This is a genomic window from Vibrio sp. IB15 (assembly GCF_016406055.1).
GTDB classification, from domain to species: Bacteria; Pseudomonadota; Gammaproteobacteria; order Enterobacterales; family Vibrionaceae; genus Vibrio; species Vibrio chagasii.
Genome location: NZ_JAEFCE010000027.1, coordinates 50,403 through 61,496 on the forward strand (window position 1 = coordinate 50,403; position 11,094 = coordinate 61,496).

The following is an 11,094-nucleotide window of genomic DNA, read 5'->3' on the forward strand; positions in this document are numbered from 1 at the left end:
TCGCTCACAAAAACATTCATTAAATGACTGACTGGGTGGGCATAACATATCTTTTTCTACTGCTTTGTTCGCTTTTTAGGGAGAGGAGGCTTGCATGATGATATGGAACGTATTGCGTATGTCAATTACAAGGCTATTTTTTTGGGGGTAAGGGACGTGTTTTCATCCGAGGATCTCCTATAGACATCATTGGCTCACTTAATGGTTTAGGTTTAATATGCGTCTTCGCGGCTGCACATGTTTATATTCAGTTCAATCCGGAGAAAATTATGACTATAGAAAATGTGCTTCCTGAAGATTATGCAGAAATGCTTAAGGTTTGGGAGAATTCAGTCCGAGCAACTCATGACTTCATTACAGAAGAAGATATTGAGTTTTTTAAACCTATCATCATGGAACATGCGTTCCCTGCGGTTTCTGTGAAATGCGTTAAAAATGAAAGTGGTTCGATTGTTGGCTTCGTGGGCGTCCATGATGCAAAAGTCGAGATGCTTTTCGTTTTGAACGAAGTTCGAGGACAAGGAGTGGGTACGGTGTTGTTGCAACATGCGATTGAGCAGTTGGCAGCGACCAAAGTTGACGTGAATGAGCAAAACCCACAAGCGGTAGGCTTCTATCAGCACATGGGGTTCAAAATTGAATCACGCTCACCACTTGATGACACGGGGAAACCATTTCCAATTCTGCATATGACGCTGTAAGACTCGGTTGTCGTATCACTCGGTTGTAATCAACCATAGTCGCTAGAAGAAAAGCCCAAAGCTAATAACTTTGGGCTTTTCCGTATCTAGTAGCCATCATTTAATAATGGCATGAAAAAGATAAATGCTTTGCGATATCGAATTAGATTAGTGCATACCCGAACGCATTTTGTCGGCGAGGGCAAAGAACACAAACAGCACAAAACACACCAAAGCAACACAAAGTGAAATTAGTATTGTTGTGGCATCTTTGGTCATTAATGGCACCACGATAGAAGCTAACGCTATCAAGATAACGAGGATATGAACGATTCGTCCGGGGATAGGGTTTTTATGACAGAATGAAGCCCATAGGTAACGCATTATTAACACCAGTACAAGATTAGTGGGTCTATTTTATGCTCTTAATGAGTATTTTGTAAATAGCTTTTCATTACGGGTGACTGTAAATATGTTCTAAGTCGACATGGTATAAAACTAGTTAAATAACAGTGGTTTATTCTTTATTTATAAAGCCAAAAGTATACAAGTGAAATAATAGTATTCTGTATCCTTTAGCTTGGTCAGTTCAAATCCATCAAATTTTTGGTTTCTTGACTGAAGATCTCACTTATTGAGTTTTTTGTTAAGATATCGTTTGCGTATTTGTATTTATCTTGTAAATGTTAATTGAGCGGGTAGCGGTTTTGGATCTGCGAATCTTTTTATGTAATTTATTAAATAGAGTGTTCGAATTGAGAGCACTGTAATCTTGTCGTAGATTGGGTTTGATATACTCAAGGTTCATTCTACGAAGATGATGGAGATGATATGTCGAAAACCGCAAAGATCATGAATGAAGATAAGCTGGTTAAGAAGGCTCTCGAAGTCGGTTTCAAAATGGCAAAGTTGCAAGGTTTCGATTTGCCGAACTCATCCCAACCAATCAAGGTTAAGGCAGTTTATCTATTTCTTGTTGAAGTTAATCAAATCACTCCGTTACCAGATAGTAAGTTGGACGGTGCAAATATCAAGAAGCGCTTGGCTTTATGGATACACAACGCATTGCCTGATAATGATCCTCTGAAGTAAGAAAAGAGTAATTCGTTCTTATCTTTGAAACCTAGCGATCATTTGCTAGGTTTCTTTGTTTCATGGTGACTATTTCAAGTTTGATCTGCTTCAGTAAAGAAGTATCAAACCTTGGTAACCACCTATCTGCACTTCATCTAGATATTCTCCCACTTTGCCATTAGCGCTCACGGGCTTCATTGGTGGGTCTAATCGAATAGATATTTTCCCTGTGGCATAAAAGTCAATATTTTTTCCATAAAAATCGGTGCGATAGAGAACACGTCCATGCTCAAACTCTCTGGCAATCACCATGTCTTCTGGGCCGCCTTCGACAACCTGTTTATTTGATTGATAAAGGAAATAGGCATGAGTAGGTAATAGTGAAACCTTGCCATTCGGTAGGTCTGGGTGAGCGATGCGGGATTGTGACGCGTTGCCAACAATCATGTAATCCTCAGGTTGTGGAGTGCGGGTTGAGAGCATTAGTGTAAGTGGTTGAAAGCCCTTTGGTATGGCTCTTGAAGGCACACCAAGATCAATGTTGAGCAGTGGTGTGGGTCGGTAAGCTATATTTTTGGGTACGTCAGCTTTCCAGAAATTATCTGTGGTGGTGCTGTTGCTCCCATACACGTAACCACTGTTCCACTGGTTGAAATAGCTTTGCTCGGGATGGTGGTTTAGGTAATAGATAGCGAGAGTTGAGTACTGGTCTTGTTGCCAATTTTCTTGGTTGTTCCCAAAGAACTGCACTCTTCCATAGCGCGTAGTGGCTTGTTGAATAACCTTCGAACCTGAATACCCGAGTGCTGAGTTGTCCCAAAACTTCGATAGCCCGCCATAGCCGCTAAAACCCGTTGACGGGAAAATATAGTGCTCCCTGAAATACAGGTTTCCTGCATCTATGAGGTGCGATTGTCCATTTCGACCATAGAGGTTAGCTGTTCCAATATTGAGCCCAATTAACGGTTTGTCATTAACGGCAGTCAATCGTTTGAGAAAGGCGGAAAACTGTTGTTTATAGCGTTCATCAGCTTCAGTTGAGCCTGCGATAGCATCAAGTTCAGCGATGTTACCCCCAGAGTAGATATCAAATTGATTACTACCCAAGAGCTTATTGGTGTCATCGTTGTAGGCGCCAGTAAGTCCTAGCTTGGTCCAATGTTGACTATAATAACTGCCCATTGCCATCAATAGCCCGGGATTAGCCAGATTGGTTAGCGACCATGACGAATTTTGGTCCCACATTCGACCAAAAGGGATAACGCGAGATTCCCAACGAAATCGAGCTGTGGCGGATTTGTTGCTTCGATTCTGGTATTCAGCAGGAGACAAATAGTTGTCTTGGTTAAGGTCGGCCGATTGGTCGAAGCCACGAATTTTTCGCCAACGCTTTGGTTCATTAGGGGAGGGGCTGTGGCTACTCTCTTTAGAACCAAGCTCAACGCTTTTAGGCGGTAAGTCTTCTTTGGTCATTTGGGGAAAGCTATCTGTGAACTGGACACGACTTAAACGAGGTCGAATATCACTTGCTTGGCCTTGCCAACGCACTCTTACTACGTATAAACGCCCTCCATCACGGACAAAAGAGGAGCCAAAAAATTGCCCGCCACCATAACTGTTGCCACTACCATCGTGAGTGCTTGCTCGTACCCAATCAGAGGGCACTTGCCAGCTAACCGCTTGGTTTTGAGTCATGTTCTCGGTGTTATCTTCACTTACAACAAGATGAGACCATGCTGTGACTTGATTGTTGGTGTTCACCTCAGAAGGGTATTCAATCCAAAACTTCCCACCTTGTGCAAAGCGTGAAAACTCAAAATCGACACTATCGAATTGTTCAGAGTGGTAAAGGTAGAGTGCGCCACCTTGTTGGAAGTGTTCGAAGACATCGGCATCCCAAGGTGGTGGCTGGTAAAGGGCAAAACCTGCGTGCATTGCGTCTGTGGTATAACCCACAAGCATGGGTTTGCGGTTTAACAGGGTATTCTCGCCATGAGTTGGGTTTGGCTCTGCAAGGATTGTGTCTTCTGAAAAGTGTAAAAAGAAATCTTCGTAATCGATGTCGTATCGTTCTGCTATTTCTCTAATCTCGTCTTCGAGTACAACTGAGTTCAACTCTAACTTTTGGTTGTACATGTAGCCAACGGCCGGGATATTGGTTTTAAGGTTTTGGTTAGCATTAGATCCAAATATCAAATCACTATGGCTGAGCTCCCAATCAATCACATCGTGGGTAGATATTTCATTGCCTTGTAAATCACTCCCTTGCTCATGTTGACCGGGCAGAACGATCGCGTAGTTAGCCCAAGTAATATTGGGAATGGTAAGGCTGGTAAGAAATAGGGCAGAGAAAAATCGTGTTGTTTTCATTATGTTCCCTAGCCATTTACTCTTAAGTGTTATCCCTGTTTGGTAAGTGTAGCTAATCTTAATATCTGTGCTTCGTTTCGTGGTATACCTGATGTTGAGGTGCGTATTCTTATATTGATTCGGCGTGTTACTTGCATCTTCTCTTGGCGGAAGCGTTTTGTTAGCGGTGGAAACTTGACAGGTTAACGCTTACTAACAAGTATTAAATTGATGATTTTTAATCCGTAATCCATAAATTTGCCGATTTTGAATGCTGTTTGTGGTGTAGGTGTGGATATTCATTTTGACGTTCAATATGACTGGACTTAATAAATAGCGAGGGAATACCTCTTATGATGTCTTTACTGTTTCTACTATTACTCGTTGCTATGCTATGCGCTTTTTTTGACAAAAAGACTGCAGCTTATGGCTTTTTTGCGGGCTCCGTGATCCTAGGGTTGTATTGGTTTAATCACCATGCGACTGATTCATTACCCATCTTATTGTAAGGAGCTAACATGAATCGAGATCAATTAACGCTCCTAAATACGCTTGGCCTACTCGGTATGACTGCCGTTCTGTTGATAGGCTTTATCCTTCAGTTTGTTCTTCATGAGTTGCCTTGCCCGCTGTGTTTATTGCAGCGCATCGGTTTCGTAATGGTTGCGTTTGGCTTTATGTTGAATGTGGTTTATGGGCCTCAACCTCGTCACTATGGCATTGTTTTGATCGGTGCCTTGTATGGTGTCGCCACCTCACTACGGCAGGTATCGCTGCATGTGATTCCAGGCACGCCTGGCTATGGTAGTCCTATCTTTGGGATGCACTATTACACTTGGGCTTTCGTGTTATTTGCTGCGACCATATTAGCGGTTGCCGTTATTTTAATACTGACCAATAAAGAACCGTCGCAAGAAGCGTATAAGGTGAGTAACTTGGGGCGTGTGGCGTGCTTATTAGCCATCGTTGTGGTTGCCCTCAATGCCATTGCAACCTTTGTTGAATGTGGACCTTATCAGTGCCCTGATAATCCTATTAGTTATTGGCTACTGAGCTAGCTGTACTGTCAGTTTATTTAGTGAAAAAGAGAGCCACAGCGCCAGCTGTGGCTTTGTTGTTTATGGGTGACTCCATTACGGTGCTTTGTAAGCATTACTATTGTTCCTCACAATTCGGATAAATACACAAATATCTATTACGGTGATTGCCTGTTTTGTATCTGAGGAAGGGGGAGGTAGGTGTTGTGGATTCCTGGTTACTTTGAGCATATTGTGGATTACCTTGGTAAGGCGGGAAAGAAAGGTAGATAGCGCCACGGTTGGTTGTTTTTTTGTTCTTTTGTCAACTTGATACTTGAATTTAGCCATTTTCAGGCCAGACTTCTAATTGAGTTTAATGTAATTAGGAGGTAAGTATGGCTGCAGATAGAGATCTAGTGAACTTCAGCGAAGAGCATGAGCTTAATTATTGTCTCAGAAGTGCAGGTAAGCGCCAAACTAAAGCAAATCGAGATGCGCTTGTTGATTTGGGTAAACAAGTTAAACATGTTTTAGACAAACGTGTGTTGACTCAAGATGATGTAAGAGGTGCTATCCACGATCACGATGATATGTTTGAGTGAGTATGGTCGTTAGTGACTGTATTGTCTTTCGAGAGGCTTGACTGGCGATTGTTCCGAGCCTCTTTTTATTTCATTTCTGTTCGTCTAATTCATCATAAAATCACAGTGCTTCCATACTTTGTCATCATTTTCGTGAATATGATTTGCGTGGCTTTTATTTTATTGTTTATTTATTTGTATAAAATGCGCGTTTGGTTTTTTATTAATAATGAAATGTTATATATCGACATTAATTGTTTTTATTTGTTCTATAAAATACTGGTCCGACATCATGTTATTCCAATATTAGATAAGACGAGTATGATACAAAGAATAAAAGATTTTAGCCTAAAAACAAAAATATCATTTACATCACTTTTTGCTGTTATAGCCATGGGTTCTATTCTGACTTGGGTTTCCGCCAATAGCCTTAATGATGCAACCAATACTGCGATCAAAGCCAGAGCCCAAAGTTCAAGTTATGTTGCTACAGAGTATCTATCAAGTTGGGTTTCCTACAAAAAATCGGTTTTATCGTCGATCGATATTAAGGAGAGCAATATTGGTATATTTGCTTCTCTAAGCCAAGCACAAGAAGCCGGAAAGTTTGCAGATACCTATTTTGCAACAGAGGATGGTAAAACCTTAGACACACTCACGGGGAATTCAGCTAGCGACCTGAGAGGGAGACCTTGGTACTTAGAGGCAAAAAATGCCAATAAAACAATCATTACGCCTGCTTATCATGACTTAAACACAGCACAGTTAATGGTTACTATCGCTCGACCAATTAAGCAAGAAGGTATTTTAAACGGTGTTGTTGGGGTAGATATTTCATTAGATTCATTGCTTAAAGGTATCAGTGATATCAATGTAGGCAAAAATGCGCACGCTATTTTGATTGATATGAAAAGTCATACTTTTTTAGCGCATCCTAAAAATAGCCTTGTATTGAAACCAACAACTTTTATTGCGCCTGATTTTACAAGTGACCTTATTGAACGAGCAGCTGACCAACAACAGGTTGTTACTATCAGTATCAACCAAGAAAATAAATTTTACTACTTTTCTCGAGTGCCTGAAACAAACTGGATGTACGCCATAGAAATGGATGCTAATACGGAGACTGCTCATCAATCAGAGCTATTGCGAGATATGATCTTTGTAGCATTGTTTGTCGTGCTATCTGTAGCTGCGTTTATCTTTATTTTAATGAAAGTATTATTCAAAGATCTGGAGAATGTCTCACTGGCTCTAGCAGAAATTGCATCAGGAGATGCAGACCTGACCCAACGGATAAAACCACGTTGTAATGATGAAGTTGGAAAATTAGCAAACAGTTTTAATCGCTTTGTTGAAAACATGCACTCGATGGTTACTCGTTTAAGTGGCGTTTCTATCGCGCTTTCTGAACAGGCTAAAGATATTGCTCAACAAGCAACGAGTAACTCGCAGAGAATCTCTTATCAACAAGATGAAATCAATATGGTTGCGACAGCTGTTAATGAAATGGCTGCGGCTACTCAAGAAATAGCAAGTAACGCTGACCTTACAGCAAGTAATTCAGAGCAAGCCGTTCTTGAATGTTCAACAGGCTCAAGTCAAGTTCAAGAAACACAAAGCTCTATTCAAAGTTTGGAGAGTGAAGTTCAAGTAGCCACCGATATCATTCAGCAATTAGAACAGCATGGGCAAAGTATCAATGCGATACTCTCAACGATTCAAGATATCGCGGAACAAACAAACTTGTTGGCTTTGAACGCAGCTATCGAGGCTGCACGAGCTGGTGAACAAGGTCGAGGATTTGCCGTAGTTGCAGATGAAGTGAGAATATTAAGTCAGCGCACTCATGCATCGACTAAAGAAATACAAGGTACGATTGAATTGTTGCAAGGCACTACAGGTCAAGCAGTATCTATTATGGATGAAAGTCGCAAGCTAGCAAGCACGAGTGTTGATGATGCAAACTCTGCAACAGTTAGCTTGGGCCAAATTCATTTGGCTATTGAACAGATTAGTGATATGGCGACACAGATAGCATCAGCAGCAGAAGAGCAAGCCTCTGTGACGAACGAAATTACTCGTAATACGGAGGGTATTAGAGATGTGTCCAACGAGTTATCGATTGAAGCGCAACAGACTTCAGACAAAGCGGCTAATCTATCTAAGTTATCCAACGAGTTAGAGCAAGAGATCAACCACTTTAAACTTTAATATGGATGATCCTTTGATAATACCTTGATTATCTCGGCGTTAATTTAATGGGTGTTTAAAGTGGGATGTTGATTATTCAACATCCCACTTTTTTACGGTGTTTGTTTTCATTTTTTCGATTCAGATACCGGATTAATTTGGCTGGCGTGCCGCCGTAGAGGCAATCTGGTGGTACATCACTGTTGACGACAGAGTTGGCAGCGATAACAGAGCGAGCGCCAATCGTCACATCTTGATTAATGACCGAGTTCCCACCAATCCATACATCATCTTCAACGATAATAGGGAAACAGAAGGTTTCCCACTGACGACGACTGCGGTGGTCCAGAGAGTGAGAGGCGGTATAAAATTGAACGCTTGGCCCTACTAAAACATTGTTGCCAATTTTGATGTTAGCGCCGTCCAGCATGACCACATTCATGTTAATGAAAGTATCGTCACCTATCTCAATGGTTTTACCAAACTCACAATGAAAAGGGGGACGCACTATGCTGCTACCAATCTTGCCAAACAGGTTTGTTTGCAAACTTGGCTGTTGAGTATCGTCTGTACATTGATTGAAGTCTGACAGGGCTTTACTGGCATGAGAACGCATTTGGCTAATCTCATGGTCGGCGCCGTCAAAAACCTCGCCAGTGAGCATTTTTTCGAGTTCTGTTTTTGTGTTCATGGTTTATATCTTGCGAATCAATATTGGTATCAGAATACTGATAAATGGACATAAAAAAAGAGAAAAGCGTCAGCCTTTCTCTTCCTATTTTGTGCCTTTAAGCACTAGCGTTAAGTGAGCCTAGCTCTTCAGCAAAAGGCGCTTTTAACCGTTAGATTTGCTCAACAAAACCCATTAGATGCTGCTTTACTTCGTCTGAAGCAAATGCGCTTTCTACAGAGTACTTGTAGATTTCTGCGTAATCTTCTTTCGTTAGGTCGAAAGTTTCACATACGCGTTTCACTTCGTTAGTCATTGTTGTGTTCGACACAGTGCGGTTATCGGTGTTGATTGTTACAATGATGCCATCTTTCTTGAATTCAGAAATTGGGTGGTCGCTGAATTTATGAATACATTTAGTTTGAACGTTACTCGTTGGGCAAGTTTCAAGCGCAACCTGCTTCTCTTTCACAATGTTGTACGCATCTTCGTTACCTTGGATGTGAACACCGTGGCCGATACGCTCAGCGTCCAGCATAGTCACTGCGTCGTAAACGTTTTGACCGTGCCATTGCTCACCTGCGTGAACCGTCACTCGGTAGCCTTGTTCGATCGCGTATTGCGTGTATTCAGGGAACTCAGCACAGAAACCTGGCTTTTCACCGCCAGCAATATCAAATGCTACAACGCCTTTACCAAGGTATGGCTTACCTGCATCGATCACGTCTTTGATTGAATCTTTAGGGAACATACGCAGTACAGACATAATGTAGTTGCCCTTGATGTCGTATTTCTCTTCAGCACGCTTCATGCCTTTCACTGCACTTGCAATGATCGCGTCAAGAGACAGGCCTTTATTCACGTGCAGGATTGGTGCGAAACGAACTTCTAGGTACTTAACGTTCTCTAGTGCTGCGTCTTCGTAAAGCTCAAAAGAGATACGCTCAATCGCTTCTTCAGTTTGCATCACTTTTAGTGGCAGGCTGAAACAAGCTAGGTACTCATCTAGGTTTTTGCAATCTTCAGGCACTGTTAGAGATTGAACAACCGCATCACGGTCTTCAGGTAGTTCGATATTGTACTGCTTTGCTAGATCAATAATCGTATCTGGGCGAACACTTCCGTCTAGGTGGCAGTGTAAGTCAATCTTTGGTAGTGCTAGAAAATCCATGAGTATTCCTTAATTCTATTATTCTTTGAGTGTGTTAACTCACATGCGCTCAATTTACCAAGAGCATGATATGATTTAAAGTGACAAATAATCATCATTAACCTGAACTTGGGGAATATCATGGTCGATGTTAAAAGCTTACTTAAATGCGATATGAATTTACTGTTGTGCTTACACGTTCTGATTGAAGAACGCAGCGTGAGCAAAACGGCAGAGCGACTGTTTTTGAGCCAATCTGCTGTAAGCAAACAACTCACTAAGCTCCGAGCTTTGTTTGACGACCCGCTATTTGAGCGTGAGTCTAAAGGGCTATTCCCAACCCCAAAAGCACTCGTATTAGCGCCCAAGATCCACCAAATTTTGCTGCAAATCGAAAAGCTAACTGTCCCTGAGGTGTTCGATCCTAAGGAGAGTGAGCGTACTTTCACTATAGACCTGGTTGAGACCGCCTACACTGCGGTTTATCCGCAATTTATGCCGACAGCGCTTGCCGATGCCCCCCATATCACCATCAACAGCTCAACGTGGAGTAGTGATAGTTTCAAACGTTTACTCAAGCGCGAAGTCGATTTTGGTATCGGTATTTTTGAATTAGATGAACGTGCTTCAACCCATGTGCAATGTATTCCGGATGAGTTGGATTACGTTGAGTTGTGCCTAGATTATTCTGTTTGTTTAATGCGTAATGATCACCCCGCTTTGCAAGAAGAGTGGAACCTCGACACCTTTCTTAAGTATCGACACATACAATTGGTGACGGGCGGAGCGGGCGACTGGTTATTGATGGAAGTGCTTAACGCTAAGCAGTTAGAGATCAACAAGGCCGCGAACGTGTCGGATATCACTAGTGCTATCAAACTCTGTAAACAGAGCGACCTGTTGATGTGCTATCCATACAACTCGGTGCGCGATTATATCGATAGCGGTGAACTTGTGATGAAGCCAGTTCCCATCGATTTGGTACCTGGAGGGTTATTTTTATTGTGGCACCATTACTTTGATTCTGAGCCTAGCCATCGCTGGTTGCGAGAGCTGATTGTTAAAAAGACGCAAGACTCTCAATAGTAGGTTATTGATTTACTAATTATTGAGCGCAATAAAATGTTTTTCAGGCAGCTCGATGAAGCTGTTTGTGAGCATAAGTTGAGTGAATTTGCCTTTTTAGGCTGCCGTTAAATTAAAGAGTATTTAAACGCTTATCGTGCTTAAAGCCAAATGAGTCCGCTGTATGGTTTCGCTTTAAGTGCCTCTAACCTACTTTTAAGTGAGCCTGAGTGTATCTCCAGCTTATGACCATCAGGGGGCTTTGTTGCTTAATTCAGAGCGAAGACATGCCTGTCCCATGTGCTTGACTCTT

At 41.9% G+C, this 11,094-nt stretch carries 11 protein-coding genes and 1 pseudogene; 7 read left to right on the forward strand and 5 right to left on the reverse strand.

Going from position 1 to position 11,094, the window contains the following annotated elements:
• The first annotated feature begins 269 nt into the window (after positions 1 to 269).
• On the forward strand, positions 270 to 701 hold the full coding sequence (locus JC606_RS12005; protein ID WP_198778655.1) for a GNAT family N-acetyltransferase: 432 nt from the start codon (positions 270 to 272) through the stop codon (positions 699 to 701).
• Between the two features lie 147 nt (positions 702 to 848).
• On the opposite strand, the gene JC606_RS12010 is transcribed toward JC606_RS12005, so the two are convergent.
• Positions 849 to 1,064 carry a hypothetical protein gene (locus JC606_RS12010; RefSeq protein ID WP_102424727.1) on the reverse strand — a complete coding sequence of 72 codons (216 nt, stop codon included), beginning with the start codon at positions 1,062 to 1,064 and terminating at the stop codon, positions 849 to 851.
• A 447-nt stretch (positions 1,065 to 1,511) separates the two neighbouring features.
• On the opposite strand from JC606_RS12010, the gene JC606_RS12015 reads away from it, so the two are divergent.
• The gene (locus tag JC606_RS12015; RefSeq protein ID WP_017072477.1) at positions 1,512 to 1,772 is read left to right on the forward strand and encodes a DUF5062 family protein; all 261 of its coding nucleotides are present in this window, start codon (positions 1,512 to 1,514) and stop codon (positions 1,770 to 1,772) included.
• Between the two features lie 90 nt (positions 1,773 to 1,862).
• Here the strand turns inward: JC606_RS12015 and JC606_RS12020 are convergent, their stop codons facing one another.
• Positions 1,863 to 4,124 carry a hypothetical protein gene (locus tag JC606_RS12020; RefSeq protein ID WP_198778656.1) on the reverse strand — a complete coding sequence of 754 codons (2,262 nt, stop codon included), beginning with the start codon at positions 4,122 to 4,124 and terminating at the stop codon, positions 1,863 to 1,865.
• Positions 4,125 to 4,456: 332 nt separating this feature from the next.
• Here JC606_RS12020 and JC606_RS23365 point away from each other — a divergent pair, with 332 nt between their 5' ends.
• From JC606_RS23365 to JC606_RS12035, 4 genes are all read left to right on the forward strand, one after another.
• On the forward strand, positions 4,457 to 4,612 hold the full coding sequence (locus JC606_RS23365) for a DUF5993 family protein (protein ID WP_004736852.1): 156 nt from the start codon (positions 4,457 to 4,459) through the stop codon (positions 4,610 to 4,612).
• Positions 4,613 to 4,621: 9 nt separating this feature from the next.
• On the forward strand, positions 4,622 to 5,161 hold the full coding sequence (locus JC606_RS12025) for a disulfide bond formation protein B (RefSeq protein ID WP_198778657.1): 540 nt from the start codon (positions 4,622 to 4,624) through the stop codon (positions 5,159 to 5,161).
• A 356-nt stretch (positions 5,162 to 5,517) separates the two neighbouring features.
• Positions 5,518 to 5,724, forward strand: a complete 207-nt coding sequence (locus JC606_RS12030) for a hypothetical protein (RefSeq protein WP_004736849.1) — start codon at positions 5,518 to 5,520, stop codon at positions 5,722 to 5,724.
• A gap of 300 nt (positions 5,725 to 6,024) precedes the next feature.
• The gene (locus tag JC606_RS12035; protein WP_198778659.1) at positions 6,025 to 7,917 is read left to right on the forward strand and encodes a methyl-accepting chemotaxis protein; all 1,893 of its coding nucleotides are present in this window, start codon (positions 6,025 to 6,027) and stop codon (positions 7,915 to 7,917) included.
• 76 nt (positions 7,918 to 7,993) lie between these two features.
• On the opposite strand, the gene JC606_RS12040 is transcribed toward JC606_RS12035, so the two are convergent.
• Positions 7,994 to 8,587, reverse strand: a complete 594-nt coding sequence (locus JC606_RS12040) for a sugar O-acetyltransferase (protein ID WP_004736847.1) — start codon at positions 8,585 to 8,587, stop codon at positions 7,994 to 7,996.
• 151 nt (positions 8,588 to 8,738) lie between these two features.
• Positions 8,739 to 9,737 carry an adenosine deaminase gene (gene add / locus JC606_RS12045; RefSeq protein WP_198778658.1) on the reverse strand — a complete coding sequence of 333 codons (999 nt, stop codon included), beginning with the start codon at positions 9,735 to 9,737 and terminating at the stop codon, positions 8,739 to 8,741.
• Positions 9,738 to 9,857: 120 nt separating this feature from the next.
• Here add and JC606_RS12050 point away from each other — a divergent pair, with 120 nt between their 5' ends.
• A complete protein-coding gene (locus JC606_RS12050; protein WP_004736845.1) occupies positions 9,858 to 10,802 on the forward strand; it encodes a LysR substrate-binding domain-containing protein in 945 nt (314 codons plus the stop codon).
• 140 nt (positions 10,803 to 10,942) lie between these two features.
• Here the strand turns inward: JC606_RS12050 and JC606_RS12055 are convergent.
• Positions 10,943 to 11,038: pseudogene (locus JC606_RS12055) on the reverse strand (glutathione transferase); the annotation flags it as partial.
• Positions 11,039 to 11,094 lie beyond the last annotated feature (56 nt).

What these genes read in the sequence shown, in the direction of transcription:
- JC606_RS12025 (WP_198778657.1), top strand. Translation starts at nt 4,622, where the DNA reads ATGAATCGAGATCAATTAACGCTCCTAAATACGCTTGGCCTACTCGGT.
- JC606_RS12010 (WP_102424727.1), bottom strand. Translation starts at nt 1,064, where the DNA reads ATGCGTTACCTATGGGCTTCATTCTGTCATAAAAACCCTATCCCCGGA.
- JC606_RS12005 (WP_198778655.1), top strand. Translation starts at nt 270, where the DNA reads ATGACTATAGAAAATGTGCTTCCTGAAGATTATGCAGAAATGCTTAAG.
- JC606_RS12030 (WP_004736849.1), top strand. Translation starts at nt 5,518, where the DNA reads ATGGCTGCAGATAGAGATCTAGTGAACTTCAGCGAAGAGCATGAGCTT.
- JC606_RS12015 (WP_017072477.1), top strand. Translation starts at nt 1,512, where the DNA reads ATGTCGAAAACCGCAAAGATCATGAATGAAGATAAGCTGGTTAAGAAG.
- JC606_RS12035 (WP_198778659.1), top strand. Translation starts at nt 6,025, where the DNA reads ATGATACAAAGAATAAAAGATTTTAGCCTAAAAACAAAAATATCATTT.
- JC606_RS23365 (WP_004736852.1), top strand. Translation starts at nt 4,457, where the DNA reads ATGATGTCTTTACTGTTTCTACTATTACTCGTTGCTATGCTATGCGCT.
- add (WP_198778658.1), bottom strand. Translation starts at nt 9,737, where the DNA reads ATGGATTTTCTAGCACTACCAAAGATTGACTTACACTGCCACCTAGAC.
- JC606_RS12020 (WP_198778656.1), bottom strand. Translation starts at nt 4,124, where the DNA reads ATGAAAACAACACGATTTTTCTCTGCCCTATTTCTTACCAGCCTTACC.
- JC606_RS12040 (WP_004736847.1), bottom strand. Translation starts at nt 8,587, where the DNA reads ATGAACACAAAAACAGAACTCGAAAAAATGCTCACTGGCGAGGTTTTT.
- JC606_RS12050 (WP_004736845.1), top strand. Translation starts at nt 9,858, where the DNA reads ATGGTCGATGTTAAAAGCTTACTTAAATGCGATATGAATTTACTGTTG.